This window comes from Ferrovibrio sp., assembly GCF_029255545.1.
In the GTDB taxonomy this organism is placed as follows: domain Bacteria; phylum Pseudomonadota; class Alphaproteobacteria; order Ferrovibrionales; family Ferrovibrionaceae; genus Ferrovibrio.
Map to the genome: position 1 here is coordinate 60,344 of NZ_JANLJJ010000017.1, position 20,227 is coordinate 80,570.

The following is a 20,227-nucleotide window of genomic DNA, read 5'->3' on the forward strand; positions in this document are numbered from 1 at the left end:
TGTCGAATGCGATGCGGCACATGGCCGATACGCCACCGCGGCGGTCAATCGAACGACATTCTCCGGGCCGGGCCTCTACATTGAGGATATCGGCGCCGCTGCATCACAGGAAACCGGTGTCGCTGGATATTGCCAGTGGCATCTTCCGACTGCTCGACGGTGCGGTCTGTCTTGCGGCGGCCCTGGCATCCCTGCTCGTGACAATGCCCGACCTGCATCTGGCGCCAGCATACTATATCGCCATTGCGTTGCTTGGCACGATTATCATGATGAATGCCCTATCGATTGCCGGCCTTTACCGACTGGAATTGCTGCAGGGGGGCGGGTTGCCATTCGGCCGCGTGATCATGGCCTGGAGTGCGGCTGTCGCAATCGTTGCGGCCGTCGTGGCGGTCAGCGGCGTTGGCCTAGCGAGCAGTCAGAACTGGCTGCTGCTGTGGCTCGTGACCAGCGGCTGCGTTCTGCTGGCTTTGCGGGCGATCCTGGTCGTCCGCGTCGACCAGTGGCGACAGGCCGGGCGGCTGTGCCGACGCATTGCCGTATTCGGCAGTGGCACCGCGGCGCAGGCTCTGTTGCAGCGCCTGACGGAAGGCCGACCATCGACCATGGATCATATTGTAGTCGGCGTCTATGGCGATATTGCGTCGGCGCATTCTGGACGGGCGGATGTCATGCCGAATCGGGCCATGCAGGAACGGTCCGTGCATGCCTTGTGCGGCGACTTCCAGGATCTGCTTGGCGAAATCCGGCGCGAGCATGTCGACGCGGTGATCGTGGCGCCGGCACCAGGCGAAGGGAATCCCGGGGTCGTGGTCGATCGGTTGCGGCAGGCTGCGGCCGATATCTACGTGCATCTGGATATTCCGGAGATGACAGGCGGACAAACCGCCTTCGAAAAGATCGGCGGCGTACCCCTGCTGCTGGCAGAGCGGCGGCCATTATGCGGCTGGCGTGGCATTGCCAAGGCTGTCGAGGATCGAGTCTTTGCTGCTTTTGCGCTTCTGCTGATAGCGCCGCTTCTGGCGTTGATTGCCATCCTGATCAAGCTCGACAGCCCTGGACCGGTACTGTTCCGTCAGAAACGCTACGGCCTGAACAATCGACTGATCGATGTTATGAAGTTTCGCACCATGCGGCACGATATGTGCGACCAGACGGCCAGTCAGTTGACCCGACGCAACGATCCGCGGGTGACGCGGATCGGCCATTTCCTGCGGCGCACCAGCCTCGACGAGCTGCCGCAATTCATCAATGTCCTGCTGGGCGAGATGTCGGTGGTGGGGCCGCGTCCGCATGCGACAGCCGCCAAAGCCGCAGGCCTGCTCTATCAGGACGCGGTGCCGAATTACGACTGCCGGCACCGTATGAAGCCCGGCATCACGGGCTTGGCTCAGGTCAGCGGCTGGCGCGGCGAGACCGAAACCCTCGATCAGATCCGCAAACGGGTCGAGCATGACATCCGCTATATCGAGAATTGGTCCCTGTTCCTGGATGCGCAGATTATTCTGCGCACCATCATGGGCGGGTTTACCGGGCGCCAGGCCTTTTGAACGTTACCGGCATGGCGGAGCGCGGCGATGAGGTGTCTCTGGCTGACCCAGGCCGACCCTGAGCCCAGGCACAACGGCCAGCTAATCTATTCCGGCGGGCTGATCGATGCGATCGGCGAAAGCGGGGTGCGGGTGGATATTGTCGGCGCAATGCGGCCAGGCTCGCCGCATCGGCCGTTTGACCGCCAGGCAGGATTGCGTTGGTTTCTCGCCGAGCAGAAACCGCGTGCGCTATGGCACACGCTGCTGTCGCCCCTGCCCAATGTCGCCGACCGCAACTGGACGCCGGAGTTGCAGCGCCTGCTCGAAGGGCGGCTGGACGAGAATGGCTGGGATGTGATCGTTTTCGACAGCCTGTCGGCAGGCTGGGCACTGGCACCGGTGCTGAAACGCTATCCGCGCCGCGGCCGACGGCCGCGCCTGGTGTATATCGCGCATAACCACGAGGAGAGCTTGCGCCAGCAAGTGGCCCGCGAACACCCAGACCCGCTGCGCCGCTGCATTCTTCTGCGTGATGCGGCCAAGGTGGCGCGTCTGGAACAGGCGATGGTTCGCGCGGCGGATGCGGTAACGGCGATCACCCCGGAAGACCGTGACCGGTTTCTGGCCGATCATCCTGGCCGCAATATCGCTGTGATCACGCCCGGATATGGCGGCGCCTATGTCGATCAGCGCTGCATCAGCGCGCGCCAGCCCCGGCGCGCCGTGATCGTTGGCAGCTTTGACTGGATCGCCAAGCGTCTCAATCTCGAACAATTCCTGGCGGCGGCCGATCCGCTATTTGCCAGTCACAATGCCGAATTGCAGGTGATCGGCACGGCTCGCGAAGCGTTCCTCAAGCAAGTCCGACGGCGTTTCTCGGCCACGCAGTTCACCGGACCGGTTTCCGGCTTGTCGGCATTGATGCAAGAAGCGCGCATTGCGTTGGTGCCGGAGCGGCATGGCGGCGGTTTCAAGCTGAAAGTCCTGGATTATATCTTCAATCGGCTGCCGATCCTGGCCTTGGAAGGTTCGGTTGCCGGCATGCCGCTGCGGCATGAAGACAGCATCCTGCTCTATCGCGATTATCGGGCCCTGGCGGCCGGTGTATTGCAGGTGATCGACGATTACGACCGACTGAACCATCTGCAGGAGCGCGCCTACGCGATCTGCCGCGATCAATTCGACTGGGCCAGCCGGGGCCGCCAGTTGCTGGCGGCGATTGCCGGACCATGATGCGGCACCCCACAGAGGATGGGCGGCTGGACCTGGTCGACATGGTCCTGCTATCGGTCTTCCTGATTGGCATCTATCTCGGGGTCGAGATTCGGATCACGCCAACGGTTCCGCTGCCCGCCGCACCGGCCGGCATTGCTGGCCTGATCCTGTTGTGGCGGCGGCGCAATGCGATCCAGCCGCTGCATCTGGCAGGCCTGTCGGGTGTGATCGTGATCTATATGGCAGCCACGCTCTCGGCCAGCGATGCGGGCTTTCTAGGCAAACGCTTCACCGGCCTTGTACAACTGATCTATTCGCTGGTGATCGGCTACGCGCTGTTCCTCACCGTGGTCGAGGCCGGTCGACGACAGTTGGCCGGTTTGTTCTTCGGTTTTTGCATCATTATCCTGGTGGGTTGCCTGCTTGAGACATATGCGGGCCTTCGCCCGGTCAGCGATGCCGTCCGCGTCATGCTCTATGATTATGGCGTCTACGAATCCGATTTGCGCGATCAACTGCTTTACGGTCGCATCAGGCCGAAGCTCTTTACCAGCGAGCCCTCGGCGGTCACCTTCGGGTATACGTTCTTTAGTTTTTCCTGGTTCATGATATCGCAGCGCCGCAGCAAGCTGCTCATTTTCCTGCTGCTGCTCGCCGCCGGTCTGGCTGCCATGCCGGGACCGACCTTGCTGCTAGCCTTGCCGCTGGTGGTTCCCTGCTACTTGTTCGTCGACCCGAATACGCGCAACCGTGCAGGTATCCTGCTGCTTGCCGTGCTGCTGCTGCTGGTCGCCGTAATCCTCGGCATGACAGTCTATGCCGAGCGTCTGAGCGATATCCTCGCCGGTGAGGATCCGAGTTTCTTCTACCGTGTGATTGGGCCAGCCCTGGTCGGCCTGAAGGTGCTGAAAACCTATCCCTGGGCCGGGGCCGGCCTGACAGGCGAGCCGTTCATTGCCGATCTTGTGATGACCGTATTCGTGAAATCGTCGCAGTATTCGGCGGCCTGGCGGATCGACAAGATATCTTCGGCGCTAACCAACTATTTCTGGCTGCACTGGATCTATCTCGGCGCCATCTGGGGCGGGATCGCCATAGTGGGGCTGTCGGTCTGGCTGCGCCTGCTCGGCGTGCCGAGTTTTCTATTCTGCTGGGCGGTCTGGGCCGTACTCGGTCAGGCCTCCGGAGCCTATGTCGGCCCAAAAACCTGGACGGTATTTCTGCTGGCGGCCGGCCTATCGGTTCTTGTGCGTCGTATGGCGAACATCGCGCCAAATGCGGCTGCGCCGCAATGGGCGCCCAGCGTTTTTCCTGCCACGCGATAATGAGGCGACCCATGCAACGTCGTGATTTTCTCACTTCAGGGGGCGCGCTGGCAGGCGCCGGCCTGGTTGGACCAAGCGCTCTGCAGGCTGCCGTTCCGTCGGCGGGTGCGCAATGGGTATTGTCGGCGGCGGATTTCGGCGCCAGAGGCGACGGCCAAACCGACGATACCGTCGCCTTGCAATCCGCCCTTGATGCGACATTCTCCGCTGATGGCACGCTGCTGCAGATTCCACCTGGCACCTATCGAGTGACCCGCACCCTGCGGGTTCACTTCATCAAACCCTTGACCCGCCAAGGTGGCATCCTGGCGCCAGGCGCGCGACTGGTTTCGGCCATTACGGATGGCTCGCCAGTCGTCGAGGTCTTCAGCGAAAGCACGGTGCGTTATCTGTTGATCGATGGTCTGGGCATTGAAGGTACAGGCAGCGAAGGGGCTGGCCTCAAGCTCAATTGCGAAAGCTTCGGTCGCTACATCTACAATTTCTGTCTGCGCGACCTGGTGGTACAGAATTGCGGCGGCGATGGCTGTGCGATGGCGGGCAATGTCTTTGAGGGCCAGGTCATCAACTGCTACTTCCGTAATAATCGCGGTAACGGCGCCAGCTTTGCCCATGGCGATCCGGGAGGGATTCTCTCTGCCATCCATGTGATGGGGTGTGTTTTCGGCCAGAACGGCGACAACGGCGTGGCTTTGCTGCGCGGTTGCTACGACGTCGGCTTTCACGGCTGTTATTTCCTGCTGAACCAGAAATTCGGCCTGCTGGCGCGCAATGGCTGTACGTTGCTGTCGCATTGCGGTTTCGAGAATAATCACGAGAAGGCCACTGCTTTTTCCGTCGGCGATGCCGGTATCTGGCTGCAGGGCTTTGCCACGCTGATCGGCTGTACCGCCTATTCGATCCGACACCAGACCCGCCTGCTGCGCGGCTATATTGCGGGCCAGCTCACCATGATCGGTTGTACCGGCAGCGGCGGTGGTGACGCCGCCATGGCCGGATTGGCGCGTCTGAATGGAACCGGTACGGCCATGGCAACGCTGATTGGCTGCCGCGGCGTCGTACAGACCGATCCGGGTTTCGAGGCCTTGATGATCGGCGGACCGGGCGAAAGCGTGCGCTTCGGTTCTGACTGGAACAGCCGTTACCTACCAAGGCTGGGCGATTATTCCCTTTGGGTCGACAGCAAGGAGCGGCTGCGGATCAAGAAGGGTAAACCCGACAATGAGGAAGATGGTGCGCTGGTCGGCGCCTGACCGGCCGCTCCTCAGCCATAGGCGCGTCGCGGGCCCGAGGTCCCGGTGTGGCCGCTCAGTCCGGCATGATCAAGGTACCAACGGTAGGTCTGCCGCAGGCCGGTTTCGAGGCTGGTCGAGGCCTGCCAGCCCAGGGTTCGAAGCGCGTTGCCATCCACCACCTTGCGCGGCGTCCCATCGGGTTTGGTGATGTCAAAAGCGATCCGTCCGGAATAGCCGGTGATGTGACAGATCATGCGGGCGAGGTCGCCGATGGAAATTTCCTCGCCGGAACCAAGGTTGAGGGGCGTTTCCCCGGAATAATGCTGCATGGCGAAGACGATGCCGTCAGCGGCATCGTCAACATGCAGGAACTCGCGCAAAGGTGTGCCGGAGCCCCAGACCGACAGGCTCACCGCTCCGGTGACACGGGCCTGATGCGCTTTGGCGATCAACGCAGGAACCACGTGGCTCTGCTGCAGGTCGAAATTGTCGCCGGGGCCATACAGGTTGGTCGGCATCAAGGAGATGAAGTCGCAGCCATATTGCCGTCGATACGCCTGGCAGAGTTTCAGCCCGGCAATCTTGGCGATGGCATACCATTCATTGGTCGGCTCGAGGGCGCCGGTCAGCAGGGCGGAAGCCGGAATCGGCTGCGGCGACAGGCGTGGATAGATGCAGGACGAGCCGAGAAACAGCAGCTTTTCCACGCCATAGCGGCGCGCGGCCTCGATCACATTCGCTTCGATCATCAGGTTATCGTACAGGAACGTAGCGGGCTGCGTGTCGTTGGCATGGATGCCGCCGACCTTGGCCGCAGCGACGAATACTGCCTCTGGGCGCACATTCTTCATCCACAGGTCGACCTGGTCGGGCGAGCGCAGATCAAGGCTGTCGCGCCCGGCGGTGAGGATTTCACAATCTTCCCGCGCCAGGCGGCGGACCAATGCCGATCCGACCAGACCGCGATGGCCGGCAACCCAAACGCGCCGGCCGGATAAGGGAAAAAGCATAGTTTCAGACATGGCTGTATGCATTGCGGAACTGTTCCTGGTTGAGCATGACGCGATCGGCTTCCACCATTTCTGCAACGAGCTTTTCGAAGCTCGTCTGATGCTGCCAGCCGAGTTCGCGCTGGGCCTTGGTCGGGTCGCCGAGCAGGAAGTCGACTTCGGTGGGCCGGTAATAGGTAGGGTCGACGGCCACGAGAATATCGCCGGAGCGATCGCAATAGCCTTTTTCCTTGATGCCCTTGCCATCCCAGACGATTCTGCGATCGATGTTGCGAAACGCCAATTCGACGAATTCGCGTACCGAATGTACCTCGCCGGTGGCCAGTACATAATCATCTGGCGTATCGTGCTGCAGGATACGCCACATGCCTTCGACATAGTCGCGGGCATGGCCCCAGTCGCGCTTGGCATCGATGTTGCCAAGATAGAGGCATTTCTGCAGGCCCTGCTCGATGGCGGCGACGGCGCGGCTGATCTTGCGAGTTACGAAGGTTTCGCCGCGGATCGGGCTTTCGTGGTTGAAGAGGATTCCGTTCGAGGCATGCATGCCATACGCCTCGCGGTAGTTAATGGTGATCCAGTAAGCATAGAGTTTCGCGGCTGCATAAGGGCTGCGCGGATAGAACGGTGTTGTCTCGCGTTGAGGAGTCTCCATCACCTTGCCAAACAATTCGGACGTGGAAGCCTGGTAGAAGCGAACGCGTTCCTTCATGCGCAGGATGCGGATGGCTTCCAACAGGCGCAGGGTGCCGAGCGCGTCGGTGTTTGCAGTGTATTCCGGTGTCTCGAAGCTGACCTGCACATGGCTCTGTGCGGCGAGGTTATAGATCTCGAGCGGTTGTACCTCGTCGATCAGGCGGATTAGCGACGTAGCGTCGGTCATATCGCCGTAGTGCAAAAAGTAGCGCACATCGGTTTCGTGCCGGTCGCGGTAGAGATGGTCTACGCGGCCGGTATTGATCGACGATGACCGCCGTTTGATGCCGTGCACGGTATATCCCCGGCTGAGCAGGAATTCCGCCAGATAGGCACCGTCCTGTCCGGTCGCGCCGGTGATCAAGGCTGCCTTTTCGGCCATTGCTCTATCCTTTTCCGTTTTGGGTCAGAAAGATGCCCGGCGCTCCGCCGGCAGGTGGAAATGGATTGCCGCATCACAGGGTTGCCATGGCTTGCGCAACACGATCCCAGGAATAGGTCTGCAGCACATGGCGTTGACCGCTCAGGCCCATCGCGGCAAGACGCAGCGGGTCGGCCAGTGCGTCTAGGATGGCGTCGGCCACGGCCGCGGGGCTTGCCTCGGTCACCAGGAAACCATGGCGGCCATCTTCCAGGATTTCGGGCAAACCATTGCGGTGCAGGCCGATCACCGGCGTACGCGACAGCAGGGCCTCAAGATAGACCTGCCCCCAGGGATCGTTCAGCATCGGCTGTACCAGTAGGGTCGACATCCGCAGCAGGCGCTGCAATTCGCGCCAGGGCAGATGATCGAATACCCTGATGCCCGGCAATGCCGGGATATGCGCACGACTGCGTTTGTCGCCGACAACGGTCAGCGTCAGCTCCGGGCGCTGTTGTCGGGCCAACTGGAAAGCCTCGATCACCAGGCCACCTCCCTTGGTCATGAACAGGTGTTTGGCGATGAACAGCAGATCCGGGCGCGTGTAATCCTTGGCGCCGGCATACGGCTCGATCTGCCCCATGCCGGATCCAACCGCCGTCACCCGGTCTGGCGCCAAGCCGTAATGACTGATCATGTGTTCGCGCACATAGGCCCCAAAGGTGAAGACATGCTCGACATTCCCGAGCGCCTCGCGCTCCAGTCGGTCGAACTCCTCGATGGCGCCGGCACTATAAGCCTCGCGCTTCGGCCGATAGGGCAGCGACAATGCCCAGGTATGGTCGCAGTAGAGGTAATGCACCAATTCGCGACAGGGCTGTATCGGCAGATCCAGGGTGCCGGTATGCAGGAGATGGCGGATATGCCGCCGCCGGGCGATGGAGGCCAGTTGCTCGGCTGCGCGTTGCCGCGCGACGCGGATTCGCAGTAGGGCCTCGCCTGAGGGCGGCCGACCATAACCCTGCATCAGGTAATGCACGCCCAGCAGGGCGCGTTCGCCCCGGCTAAAGCCGGAATGAATCCCCTCAGCCGCGATGCCCAGCTTCTGTAAGCTGTGTATCACGTTATAGGGCGCGCCAGACCAGGTCCCGCGGTCGAGAGGGTCACCAAATACGCTGCTGACGGCCAGCCGCTCGAAGCGTCGATGCCTAACTCCGGCGAGCGCGGACGTCTGCGGTTCCGGCAATTCGAAGCGGAGTGGAAATGCAGACACGTCTGGCCTCTCGATCGCTGATTGTGAATGCATCGAACAGGAGCGCCGAGCCAATAGCCAGTGATCAACCTGTGACAGATGTTCCGGTGCCGTCGGCACACTTTGATCACACCCATGTCTGGCGGACTGCCCTAGGGTTGGATTGCCGGGCAATCCTTTCATTGCCCGGGTGCCAATCTCAGGTCGTGGAGTCGTTAATGCCGCCAGCTTCCGCATCCTCGCCAACGGCAATCGTATTCTTTTCGCCGGACGTCACCGATGTCAGCACAATCAAAAGGGCGCGAACCTTCCTCGATTATGGTTATCGGCTGACAATGTTCAGCTTCCGCCGCCAGCGCTACAACCGCGGCTATCAGCCGGACTGGCCGTGCGTGATGCTGGGCCAGACAGAGGACGGGCGCTATGGCCAGCGGTTGCTGGCTTTGCTGAAAGCGCTTCCTCGCATCGCCAGATATCGCCGGCTACTGCAACAGGCAGAATTGTTTTATGCCCGCAACGTCGATCAACTCCTGCTGGCGTTGGCGGCCCGATGGCTAGTGGGGCGGAATATCCGGATTGTTTACGAGGTCCTGGATATTCAGCCCATTCTGGTGGGCAGGCGCTGGCTGTCGCGGATTCTGCGTGGCGTGGAGCGATTCGGGCTACGCCGCATCGATCTGCTGGTGCTGTCGTCACCGGGGTTCTGGAATAACTACTTTTCCGCCTTGCAGGGTTGCCGGCAGCCATGGTTTCTCCTCGAAAACAAGCTGCCGCCCCAATTCGGTGCTCAGCCGCGTCGGTCGGCACAGTCGCCAACTGGTTTGCCATCCGGCAACTACCGTTGGACAGTCGGCTATTGCGGTCTGATCCGCGGGCAGGAAACCTTCAACCTGATCGTACGACTGGCCCAGCGTCTCAGAGGGATCGTGCTGTTCAAGTTTCACGGTCTGGTCACAACTGTCGATCGTGAGGGCTTTAACCGCGCGATCGCGCAGAATGAAAATATCGTTTACGAAGGGCCTTATGTCAGCCCGCGAAACCTTCCCGAGGTATACAGCGATCTTGATTTCGCATGGGCCATAGACTTGGAGAATACCGAGCACAATTCGCGCTGGTTGCTTCCTTGCCGGTATTACGAGGCCGGCTTTTTTGGCGTGCCCTGCCTGACGGCACGTGACTTCGAGGTCGGCCGACTGGTTGAACGGGACCAGAGCGGGTGGGGCTTCGATGCGCCCTACGAGGATGCATTGGTCGCCTTCTTCTGCAGCCTGCCGCCGGCGGCTCATGCCGAATGCCGGGCCAGACTGCTGGCCATGCCGAAAAGCAGCTTCGTGGCTGGCGAGGACGGGGTGCGCTTATGTCGAATCTTGGACCGGTCGGCCCGCTGGCAGGATGAAATAGACACAGCCTCTGCCGCATAGGCAAGTCGAAGTCAGGGGGATGGGGCAACTGTCTGCCAGTGATCGGGAGATTGACCCGGGCGAACAAGATGATTCAACCGGTTCATCACACGATAAGTCTAGTACAACCACATGAAGCTAGAATCTAAGGCCGTTTCTTAAACTGCCAATCACCCTGTACCTCAGAGGGCGAACCTGGATTTGTTGTGGTCTGGCATGCTGCCGAGCAAGTTAAGTCCGGAAATGTTATGCAATAAATAAATGGGCCTGAACTGCTGAACCGCACAATTCGGCACCTCCCCAGTATGACAAGTAACATCACCATATTCGTAATATTGCAAGGTTATTTCAAAATCTCTCGTGGAAAACCTCAAGATAACCTGCGAACGAATCGGAATCCGATGTTTCCGTTTCGAAAGAATTGAGTGCTGACGCCGTACGCGTGGGTGACTTCCGTGCTCTCGACCTCTTTCTCATTGGTCGGGTCAAAACACAAGCCGCGCCTGAGAGTTCATCTGCAGTTCACGCATGCGTCACCGCAGCGTCATTTGCGCTGCCTAGCGTCCCCCTCCATCGCGCTGTCCACTGCATCGGAGGGGAATCATGCAGCTCCATCGTCGTAACTTCCTGATCGGCACCGGCGTCGCCGCCGGCAGCCTGGCGCTGCCGCGCTTTGCCATCGCGCAGGCGGATAACCGCCCCAGTATCACCATCGCGGTGCAGCAGATCTCCAACAGCGCCTCGCTGGAGCCGCTGCGTGAGCAGTCCAATGTCGGTGAGCGCACCTTCTCCTTCATCTATGAGGGCCTGATCCGCCGCGACCTGCTCAAGGGCATGGAACCGATTCCAGGCTTGGCCGAGAGCTGGAGCCGCATCAACGATCGCACGGTCGAATTGAAGCTGCGCAAGGGCGTGAAGTTCCACAACGGCGACGAAGTCAATGCCGACGACGTGGTCTTCACCTTCAGCCGCGAACGCATGTTCGGGCCCGATTACGACATCGGCAGCAGCAAGACGCTGTTCGCCAATGTGCTGATCCGTGACAGCATCGAGGGCAAGGCTCTGCCGCCGGAAGTGATGGCGGTGGCCAAGCGCGCCTGGCCGGCGCTGGAGAAAGTGGAAGCAGTGGACAAATACACCGTCCGTTTCGTCAACCGCACACCCGACGTCACCATGGAGGGCCGCATCGCCCGTTACGGCAGCGAGATCATCTCGCGTCGCGCCTTCGAGGAAGCCAAAACCTGGCTGGAATGGGCGCGCAAGCCGGTTTCCACCGGCCCCTACAAGGTGCGCGACTTCAAGCCCGACCAGGAACTGGTGCTGGATGCCCATGACGAATACTGGGGCGGCCGCCCGCCGGTGAAGAGCGTGCGCCTGGTCGTGGTGCCGGAAGTGGCCACCCGCATCAACGGCCTGTTCTCGGGCCAGTTCGACTATATCTGCGACATGCCGCCCGACCAGATTCCGGGCATCGAGAAGAACGCGAAATTCGAGGTGCAGGGCGGCCTTATCGCCAACCATCGCCTGGTCGTGTTCGACAAGCATTATCCGGCGCTGAGGGATCCGCGCGTGCGTCAGGCGATGACCCATGCCATCGACCGCCAGGCCATCGTCGACAGCCTATGGGCGGGCCGCACCCGCATCCCGGCTGGCCTGCAATGGGAATTCTACGGCCCGATGTTCGTCGAGGGCTGGAGCGTGCCGGAATTCAATCCGCAGAAGGCCAAGGACCTGATCAAGGCTGCCGGCTACAAGGGTGAGGTGATCCCCTTCCGCGTGCTGAACAACTATTACACCAACCAGAATTCCACGGCGCAGGTGATGCTGGAAATGTGGCGCCAGGTCGGTCTGAACGTGCAGATCGAAATGAAGGAAAACTGGCAGCAGATTTTCGAAAACAACGGCAAGCGCGCCGTGCGTGACTGGTCGAACAGCGCGCCGTTCACCGATCCGATCTCGTCCATCGTGAACCAGCATGGTCCGCAGGGCCAGCAGCAGCAGGCCCAGGAATGGGAGAACGACGAGATGAATCGTCTCTCCATCGCCATGGAAACCGAAAGCGACATGGTCAGGCGCAAGGCGATGTTCAAGCGCATGCTGGAAATCTGCGAACGCGAAGACCCGGCCTACACGGTGCTGCACCAGAACGCCACCTTCACGGCCAAGCGCAAGGACATCCAGTGGAAGTCGGCGCCGGCCTTCGCGATGGACTTCCGCAACTACAACTTCACGCTCTGATGCCCATGGCGGCGGGGTAATACCCGCCGCCTTCTTTTCCTCAACACGGAAGAAGGCATCCGGCAATGGACAAGCTCGTTGAAATTCGCGGCCTCACGGTTGATTTCGCCCAGGGCGGCCGCAGTATCCGTGCCCTGCACGGTATCGATCTCGATGTTGGCGCCGGCGAGGCGGTCGGCCTGGTCGGCGAGTCCGGTTCAGGCAAAAGCGTTACCTGGCTGGCAGCCCTGGGCCTGCTGCCCGGCACGGCCAGCATCAGGGGCAGCGTTATGCTGGATGGCCGCCAGATGGTGGGCGCGCCACGTTCCATGCTGGAAACCCTGCGCGGCCGGCGGGTCGCCATGATCTTCCAGGACCCGTCTTCCAGCCTCAACCCGGTTTTTCGCATCGGCCGCCAGATCGGCGAGGCGCTTGGCCTGCATCGTGGCCTGAAGGGCGCCGCGGCCGAGGCCGAGGCGAAGCGGCTGCTGGATCGTGTCGGCATTGCCAATGGCGCACGGCGCCTGCGCGATTATCCGCATGAACTTTCCGGCGGCATGAACCAGCGCGTGATGATCGCCATGGCGCTGGCCGGCGAACCCGACCTGCTGATCGCCGACGAGCCGACCACGGCGCTGGATGCGACCGTTCAGGCACAAATCCTTGCTCTGCTCCAGGAAATCCGCCACGAGAGCGGCATGGCCATAGTGCTGATCAGCCATGACCTGGGCGTGGTGGCCGAGAATGTCGACCGTGTTTGCGTCATGTATGCTGGCCGCTTGGTCGAGGAGGCAGCCTCCGACACGCTGTTCGATCGGCCGCGCCATCCCTATACGCGCGGATTGCTGGCTGCCCTGCCTGCGCTGGACGGGCCGCGCACGCGGCTGGTCTCCATCCCGGGCAGTGTGCCCGAGCCCTGGAACCTGCCCAAAGGCTGTGCCTTCGCGCCGCGCTGCGGCGAGGCGGACGAGGCCTGTCATGGCAGTCAGCCGCCGCTGGTGCCGGTGAATGCGGCCGAGCGTGTTTTGTGCTTCCGCACCCGGTATTTCCCCGATGCGCCTGCTTCCCAGCCGCAACCGGTACCCGCGCTACAGGATGCTGCCTTCCGCGAGGCTGTACTGTGACTGCGCCTCTGCTGGAGGCTCGCAGCCTGACGCGGCATTTCGTGGTGCGGCAGGGCTCCTGGCCGGCCAGCCACAAGGCACTGCTGCGCGCCGTCGATGGCGTTTCGCTCAGCGTCGGTAAGGGCAGGACACTCGGCCTGGTCGGCGAATCCGGTTGCGGCAAGTCCACCACCGGACGGTTGCTGCTCGGCCTGCTGGATCCCACGGCTGGAGAAGTGCTGTTCGAGGGCCAGCCGCTCGCCAAGGCCGGCAGCGCGGACTGGCGGCGCCAGCGCCAGCTAATGCAGATGGTCTATCAGGATCCGCTCGGTGCGCTCGACCGTCGCCTGAAAGTGGCCGAACAGATCGGCGAGGCGCTGGAGATCCACCATCCGGAATTTTCCCGCAGCATCCACCGGGATCGCGTTGCTGCCGCCATCGAGGCGGTGGGGTTGCAGGCGCATCATGCCGACCGTTATCCGCATGAACTTTCCGGCGGCCAGCGCCAGCGCGTGGTGCTGGCGCGCGCCCTGATCCTGCAGCCCAGGCTGCTGGTCTGCGACGAACCGATCTCGGCGCTGGATGTCTCGATCCAGGCCCAGGTGGTGAACCTGCTTCTCGACCTGCAGCACAGCTTCGGCCTCACCTACGTCTTCATCAGCCATGACCTGAAAGTCGTGCGCCAGATCAGCCACGACGTGGCCGTGATGTATCTCGGCCGCATCGTGGAATACGGCGGGGCGGAGAGCTTGTTCCATGCACCGCAGCATCCCTATACCCAGGCCCTGCTGGCGGCGATCCCCAGCGTGCAGCAGCGCGGCATCGCACGGCCGACGCCATTGCAGGGCGATCCGCCCGATCCGGCCGCGCCGCCTTCGGGCTGCGCCTTCCGCACCCGCTGTCCGCGCGCGGTACAGATCTGCGCCGAAGCCATGCCGGCCCTGCGCGAGACGGGCGGGGGTCGCAAAGTTGCCTGCCATTTCGTCGAGCCGGATGCGGCCGCCGGCCTGGCCGCCGCCTGACATGATGGGAGCTTAGGATGTTTGGTTTCGTTGCTTCCCGTGTTGCTCGGGCCGCGCTCACCATCGGTTTTGTCGTCACTTTCGCCTTCGTGGTGCTGCGATTGTCGGGCGACCCGGCGATGCTGATCATGTCGGTCGATGCGCCGCCCGAGGCCATCGAGGCCTTCCGCAAGGCCTGGGGCCTGGATCGCCCGATCTGGGAGCAATACGTCGCCTATGCGGCAAAGGCCCTGAGCGGCGATTTCGGCAATTCCATGCGCGACGGACGCCCGGCCATCGAGCTCGTGCTGGAACGTGTGCCGATGACGCTGGCCATCACCATTCCGGCTTTCCTGATCAAGATCGGCCTGGGTATCCCGGCCGGCATCTTTGCCGCCCTGCATCGCAATTCGGTGCTTGACCGCCTGACCATGACCGTGTCGGTGGCGGGGTTCACCGTGCCCAGCTTCGTGCTGGCTTTGCTGCTGGTGTTGGTTTTCTCGGTGCAGCTCGGCTGGCTGCCTTCCAGCGGCAGCGAAAGCTGGCAGCATGCCATCCTGCCGATCATTACCCTTGGGGTGGCCGGCGCCGCCGTGCTGGCGCGCTTCACCCGTTCAGCCATGCTGGAAGTCCTTGGACAGCCCTATATTCGCACGGCCTCGGCCAAGGGCGTGCCCTGGCGCCGCGTGGTGTCTGGCCATGCCCTGCCCAACGCGGCGATCCCCACCGTCACCATCGTCGGCTTCATGATCGGCAGCCTGATCGCCGGTGCCGTGGTGGTGGAAAGCGTTTTCGCCTGGCCCGGCGTGGGCCGACTGCTGGTCGCCTCGGTGGCCAACCGCGACCTTGCCGTGGTGCAGGCCATCCTGCTGGCCATCGCCATTTCGATGGTGGCGGCCAACTTGGCGGTCGATATCGCCTATGGCTGGCTCGACCCCCGCCCGCGGCGCGGCCGCGCCCATGCTTAAGGAGCGCGCCAAACCATGACCGATCTTGCCGCCGATCTGCCTGTTACCGCCAAGCCCGCCCCGAAGCAGGCGGCAAAGCTGCGCCGTTTCTTCGCCGCCTGGCCGCCTGCCATGTTGCTCGCCCTGGGCTGGGTTCTGCTGATGCTGGTGGTGGCGCTGGGGGCCGACATCCTTGCGCCCTACAGCTTCACGGCTTTCGATCTCAAGGCCCGCCTGCAGACGCCCATCGGCATGGGTGGGCCCTGGGCCCATGCGCTGGGCACTGACGAACTGGGGCGCGACGTGCTGTCGCGCCTGATCATGTCGATCCGCATGAGCCTGCTGATCGCTTTCTTCGGCACGCTGATCGCCGCCACCATGGGCACCACCCTGGGTATTCTCGCCGCCCATCTGCGCGGCCGTTTCGAGGCGCTGGTGCTGGTGCTGATCGATTTTCAGGCCAGCATGCCCTTCATGATCATCGCCCTGGCCGTGCTGGCCTTCTTCGGCAACGACATCACGCTGTTTGTCGTGCTGATGGGGTTCCATAGCTGGGAGCGTTATGCCCGCATCGCCCGTGGCCTGACGCTGTCGGCCAACGAGCAGGGTTATGCCGCGGCCGTGCGCAATCTCGGCGCCGGCAGCTGGCGCATCTATGGCAGCCATGTGCTGCCGAACATCGCCTCGACGCTGATCGTGTCGATGACGCTGACCTTCCCCGAGATCATCCTGCTGGAAAGCGGGCTATCCTTCCTGGGATTGGGCGTGCAGCCGCCGCTCACCTCGTTGGGCAACATGGTTGGCTATGGCCGCGAATATATCACCCGCGCGCCCTGGATCATGCTAGCGCCCAGCGCCGTGATCGTACTTACCACCCTCTCGATCAGCATGCTGGGCGACTGGCTGCGCGACCGCCTCGATCCAACACTCCGTTAGTCAAGCAAGAGAAACCAGGACATGTCTGACAAGGCTCGCAAGAACATCCTGCTTATCGTCGTCGACCAGTGGCGCGGCGACATGTTTTCCTATCTCGGCACACCGGGTCTAAAGACGCCGAATCTCGACATGCTGTGCCGTGAGGGCGTCACCTTCCGCAATCACTTCACTACCGCAGTACCCTGCGGCCCGGCGCGCGCCTCGCTGCTGACCGGCCTGTACCAGATGACCCATCGCGCGGTGCAGAATACGATTCCGCTCGATTCGCGGTTCACCAATCTGGGGCATGAACTGCGCAAGAACGGCTATGATCCGGCCCTGATCGGCTATACGACGACGACGCCCGATCCGCGCACCACCGGTCCGAACGATCCGCGTTTCTTCGTGCTGGGCGATATCATGGACGGCTTCCGTCCCGTCGGCGCCTTCGAGCCCTACAAGGAAGCCTATTTCGCCTGGATGGCCTCGAAGGGCTACAAGCTGCCGGAAAATCCCGAGGATGTCTGGCGTCCGCGGGCCGGCGAGCCGGGCGCGACGCGCGAACCGGGCCAGTTGCCGAAGGAATTGTCCGATACGGCTTGGTTCACCGAACGCGCGCTGACCTACCTGAATGGCGCCAGCAACCGCAACTGGTTCCTGCATCTGGGCTATTACCGACCGCATCCGCCTTTCGTCACGCCGGAACCCTACAACAGCATGTATGACCCGGCCGACATGGCGCCGCCGGTGCGCCATGCATCGGTGGAAGAGGCGGCGGCGATGCATCCGCTGCACAAATTCTATATCGACAGCGTGAACCAGCGCGGTTTCTTCCAGGGGGCCGACAAACTGGGCTCGGCGATGAGCGAGGAGGAGGTGCGTGTCATGCGCGCCACCTATTTCGGCCTGATGACCGAAATCGACGACCATCTTGGTCGCGTCTTCCAGTTCCTGAAAGACAGCGGCCAGTGGGATGACACGCTGATCGTCTTTACCTGCGACCATGGTGAGCAGCTTGGCGACCATTACCTGCTTGGCAAGCTGGCCTATTTCGACGGCAGCTTCCGCATCCCGATGGTGATCCGCAATCCCGATCGTGCCGCCGAGTCGACACGCGGCCAGATCATTGATCGTTATACCGAAACGGTGGATACCATGCCCACCATTCTGGACTGGATCGGAGCCGATATCCCGCGCCAATGCGACGGGCGCTCGCTGCTGGATTTCACCTATGGGGCCGTGCCGGCGAACTGGCGTACAGAAGTTCATTACGAATTCGATTTCCGCGACATCTTCTACTCCAAGCCAGAAGGCGTGCTGGGCACGCCGATGGACCAGAGTTCGCTGGCCGTGGTGCAGGACGACGACTATAAATACGTCCATTGCGCCGCCCTGCCGCCGTTGTTCTTCGACCTGAAGAAAGACCCCGGGCAGCTGAAGAACGTGGCCAACGATCCGGCCTATATGCCGAAGATGCTGGATTACGCGCAGAAAATGCTGAACTGGCGTCTGGCTCATGCCGACAAGACGCTGACTGGCTATCGCGCGAGCCCGCATGGGCTTGAGGCGCGCCGATAAATCAATCATGGGCAATTAGCGCGAAGTCTGTGCGGATAGGCCCTTGATTGGGTGCACATAGGACCTACGCACGGCCTAGATTATCAGTGTTGCTTCGACGGGTTATCTGGAGATTCGCTGTCGAAACTCTCAGGACAGCACGCCGCGAGAGGCATCCCGAGGTTGGGGCTCAATTGATCTGAGATTCGATAAAAATTTCCCGGCTGCGATGGAACCAGTATTCGCCGTTTCGTGGTCTTGATCATTTTGCCGGCCGAAATGCGCGGCAGATGACCGGATCGGTTTCCAGATACGCACCGCCGATCAGGTCGATGCAATAGGGTATGGCAGGGAAGACCGCCGCCAGGCATTCAGCAATCGCCGTCGGCTTGCCCGGCAGATTCACGATCAGGCTCTGCCCGCGGATGCCGGCGGTCTGGCGCGACAGGATCGCGGTCGGCACAGATTTCAGGCTGACGTTGCGCATCAGTTCACCGAAACCCGGCATCATTTTCTCGCAGACGTCTTCGGTCGCTTCAGGCGTCACATCGCGCAGGGCCGGCCCCGTGCCGCCCGTGGTGACGATCAAGGGGCAATGCAGCCGGTCGCTGAGATCGGTCAGCGTATAGGCGATCAGCGGGCGTTCATCGGCGATCACCCGCGTTTTGGCCTGCCATGGCGTGACCAGAATCCGCTGCAATTCAGCGATGATGGCCGGTCCGCTGCGATCCTCGTAAATTCCAGTACTTGCCCGATCCGAAACCGTCACCACGCCGATCGGTATGCTTGTCATGATTCTAATCTCCGGATTTCCAGGCGAACCGTCATGCCAACAACTTGCTTTTACAAGTTTTGAACAGGTGGAATTTTGATGCGGATCAACGGCGCCGTGCAGCGAACCGCATAACGCGGCAAAACACCGCAGTACCTGTTAACCGCCGATTCAACACTCGGGCGCAGCGTCGTCGTATCCGTGATCTCCGGAAAGGATGCGACCATGACGATCACCGAACGTATCGATGCCATCACCTCTATCGAACCCCTTCGCGCCCATGCCATCGCGCCCGTACCACGCGCGGTCAAGATTGAACTGACCGGCCGCTGCAATTTCGCCTGCGCCTTCTGTGCCCGCGACATGCGTCTGCGCGACCAGAAGGACATGGATAAAGGCCTGTTCCGCCAACTGGTGCGCGAGATGCGCGGTGCCGGCGTAGAGGAGCTTGGCCTGTTTTATCTGGGTGAATCCTTCATGGTGCCGTGGCTGCCTGAGGCGGTGGCTTATGCCAAGCAGGATTGCGGTTATCCATATGTCTTCCTCACCACCAATGGTTCGCTTGCTTTGCCGGAGCGGGTCCGCGCCTGCATGCGCGCCGGCCTCGATTCCCTGAAATTCTCCTACAACTTCGCCGATGCCGAACAGTTCAGCGACGTGGCGGGCGTGAAACCGCGCTATTTTGAAGCCATCAAGGCCAATATCCGCGCCGCCCGCAGGATTCGCGATGAAGAAAACCATGCCTGCGGCCTTTATGCCTCGTATATCGAATACGATGGTGTCCAGGGTGAACGCATGCAGCAGGCGCTGGATGAAATCCGGCCCTATGTCGATGAAATCTATGCGCTGCCGCTCTACAGCCAGGCTGACCTGGTCAGTGGTGAAGAGGATATGCGCGGCTGGTCCGCGGTAGCTGGCAATCGCGGCCGGGCGGCAGCTTTGCGCGATCCGCTGCCCTGCTGGGCTGTGTTCACCGAAGGGCATGTCACCTGGGATGGGAAATTATCGGCTTGCTGTTTCGACCATGATGGTCGCTTTCATATGGGTGATCTGACCAGAGAAGGTTTCGCCGAGGCATGGAATTCGGAAATCTTCCAATCCCTGCGTCGCGCACATCTGGCCGGCGATGTGAGCGGCACGGTCTGCGAAGGCTGCGCCGCCTACAGATAGAACGCTGATACGCTCAGGATAGTGCCATATCCGACTGCGGCATGGCGCTGTCGGCATGGATTGCCGTCTTGGGGCGTGCCACCGGCCGGTACAGGTCGCGCAGCTTGCGCACCTCGGCAATTTCGATTCGGCTGCCACTGGCGCGGATGCCATAGCTGCGCAGCTGCTGAAAGGTACGCGACAGGCATTCCGAACTCATGCCAAGTTCGGCAGCGATGGTTTTGCGGTCATCGGCCAGGCGGAAGCTGGCCGCACCGCTGGTGACCGGGCTGTGTCGGACCAGATAGCTGGCCAGCCGCTCGATGGCGGTATGTAGCTTCAGTTCCCGCAGATGCTCGACCAGCAACCGCCAGTGTCGCGCCAGCCGATCCACCATCATCAGCGCCAAGGCGTGCTCGGTTTCCAGAGCCTGGCGGAAGCGTGCGCTGGGAATCAGCAGTACGCGCGAGGGCGCTGTGGTCTTGGCGGTAACCAGATACGGCATCTGCAGAATGGTGGCGGCGCTGACGAAGATCTCGC

At 61.8% G+C, this 20,227-nt stretch carries 17 protein-coding genes; 12 read left to right on the forward strand and 5 right to left on the reverse strand.

Translation table 11 applies throughout. The features are described 5' to 3' along the window. Positions 1–116: 116 nt before the first annotated feature. Genes Q1J79_RS02505 through Q1J79_RS02520 form a run of 4 tightly spaced genes read left to right on the forward strand, consistent with a single transcriptional unit; the run spans position 117 to position 5,325 of the window. Positions 117–1,550 carry an undecaprenyl-phosphate glucose phosphotransferase gene (locus tag Q1J79_RS02505; RefSeq protein ID WP_300296050.1) on the forward strand — a complete coding sequence of 478 codons (1,434 nt, stop codon included), beginning with the start codon at positions 117–119 and terminating at the stop codon, positions 1,548–1,550. A gap of 27 nt (positions 1,551–1,577) precedes the next feature. Next, the gene (locus Q1J79_RS02510; protein WP_300296053.1) at positions 1,578–2,765 is read left to right on the forward strand and encodes a glycosyltransferase; all 1,188 of its coding nucleotides are present in this window, start codon (positions 1,578–1,580) and stop codon (positions 2,763–2,765) included. After that, positions 2,762–4,072, forward strand: a complete 1,311-nt coding sequence (locus Q1J79_RS02515; protein WP_300296056.1) for a hypothetical protein — start codon at positions 2,762–2,764, stop codon at positions 4,070–4,072. Before Q1J79_RS02510 ends, Q1J79_RS02515 begins: the two co-directional genes overlap by 4 nt. A gap of 11 nt (positions 4,073–4,083) precedes the next feature. After that, positions 4,084–5,325: a right-handed parallel beta-helix repeat-containing protein gene (locus Q1J79_RS02520; protein WP_300296060.1), complete on the forward strand. Its 1,242-nt coding sequence runs from the start codon at positions 4,084–4,086 to the stop codon at positions 5,323–5,325. 11 nt (positions 5,326–5,336) lie between these two features. Here Q1J79_RS02520 and Q1J79_RS02525 read toward each other — a convergent pair whose 3' ends face one another. The 3 genes from Q1J79_RS02525 to Q1J79_RS02535 form a co-directional block, all read right to left on the reverse strand. After that, a complete protein-coding gene (locus tag Q1J79_RS02525) occupies positions 5,337–6,329 on the reverse strand; it encodes a GDP-L-fucose synthase (protein WP_300296063.1) in 993 nt (330 codons plus the stop codon). Further along, positions 6,322–7,395, reverse strand: a complete 1,074-nt coding sequence (gene gmd / locus Q1J79_RS02530; protein WP_300296065.1) for a GDP-mannose 4,6-dehydratase — start codon at positions 7,393–7,395, stop codon at positions 6,322–6,324. The genes Q1J79_RS02525 and gmd overlap by 8 nt, the downstream gene beginning before the upstream one ends. A gap of 73 nt (positions 7,396–7,468) precedes the next feature. Continuing rightward, complete coding sequence (locus Q1J79_RS02535; RefSeq protein WP_300296068.1) at positions 7,469–8,497, reverse strand: glycosyltransferase family 4 protein; 1,029 nt, start codon at positions 8,495–8,497, stop codon at positions 7,469–7,471. A gap of 140 nt (positions 8,498–8,637) precedes the next feature. On the opposite strand from Q1J79_RS02535, the gene Q1J79_RS02540 reads away from it, so the two are divergent. The 7 genes from Q1J79_RS02540 (at position 8,638) to Q1J79_RS02570 (ending at position 17,787) form a co-directional block, all read left to right on the forward strand. Continuing rightward, positions 8,638–10,047 carry a hypothetical protein gene (locus Q1J79_RS02540; RefSeq protein ID WP_300296071.1) on the forward strand — a complete coding sequence of 470 codons (1,410 nt, stop codon included), beginning with the start codon at positions 8,638–8,640 and terminating at the stop codon, positions 10,045–10,047. A 582-nt stretch (positions 10,048–10,629) separates the two neighbouring features. Further along, entirely contained in the window at positions 10,630–12,264 is a 1,635-nt protein-coding gene (locus tag Q1J79_RS02545; RefSeq protein ID WP_300296073.1) for an ABC transporter substrate-binding protein, read from the forward strand. Between the two features lie 65 nt (positions 12,265–12,329). Continuing rightward, the gene (locus Q1J79_RS02550; protein WP_300296075.1) at positions 12,330–13,367 is read left to right on the forward strand and encodes an ABC transporter ATP-binding protein; all 1,038 of its coding nucleotides are present in this window, start codon (positions 12,330–12,332) and stop codon (positions 13,365–13,367) included. After that, the gene (locus Q1J79_RS02555) at positions 13,364–14,368 is read left to right on the forward strand and encodes an ABC transporter ATP-binding protein (RefSeq protein ID WP_300296078.1); all 1,005 of its coding nucleotides are present in this window, start codon (positions 13,364–13,366) and stop codon (positions 14,366–14,368) included. The genes Q1J79_RS02550 and Q1J79_RS02555 overlap by 4 nt, the downstream gene beginning before the upstream one ends. A gap of 17 nt (positions 14,369–14,385) precedes the next feature. Further along, on the forward strand, positions 14,386–15,315 hold the full coding sequence (locus tag Q1J79_RS02560; RefSeq protein ID WP_300296081.1) for an ABC transporter permease: 930 nt from the start codon (positions 14,386–14,388) through the stop codon (positions 15,313–15,315). A 15-nt stretch (positions 15,316–15,330) separates the two neighbouring features. Continuing rightward, entirely contained in the window at positions 15,331–16,230 is a 900-nt protein-coding gene (locus Q1J79_RS02565) for an ABC transporter permease (RefSeq protein WP_300296083.1), read from the forward strand. Positions 16,231–16,251: 21 nt separating this feature from the next. Then, positions 16,252–17,787 (forward strand): alkaline phosphatase family protein, encoded by a 1,536-nt coding sequence (locus Q1J79_RS02570; protein ID WP_300296086.1) that lies wholly within the window; start codon positions 16,252–16,254, stop codon positions 17,785–17,787. 241 nt (positions 17,788–18,028) lie between these two features. Here Q1J79_RS02570 and mog read toward each other — a convergent pair whose 3' ends face one another. Next, complete coding sequence (mog, locus tag Q1J79_RS02575) at positions 18,029–18,559, reverse strand: molybdopterin adenylyltransferase (RefSeq protein WP_300296089.1); 531 nt, start codon at positions 18,557–18,559, stop codon at positions 18,029–18,031. A 204-nt stretch (positions 18,560–18,763) separates the two neighbouring features. Here mog and Q1J79_RS02580 point away from each other — a divergent pair, with 204 nt between their 5' ends. Then, positions 18,764–19,708 carry a radical SAM/SPASM domain-containing protein gene (locus Q1J79_RS02580; RefSeq protein WP_300296092.1) on the forward strand — a complete coding sequence of 315 codons (945 nt, stop codon included), beginning with the start codon at positions 18,764–18,766 and terminating at the stop codon, positions 19,706–19,708. A gap of 13 nt (positions 19,709–19,721) precedes the next feature. Here Q1J79_RS02580 and Q1J79_RS02585 read toward each other — a convergent pair. Beyond that, the coding region (locus Q1J79_RS02585; RefSeq protein ID WP_300296095.1) for a helix-turn-helix domain-containing protein at positions 19,722–20,227 on the reverse strand (506 nt) is incomplete at its 5' end.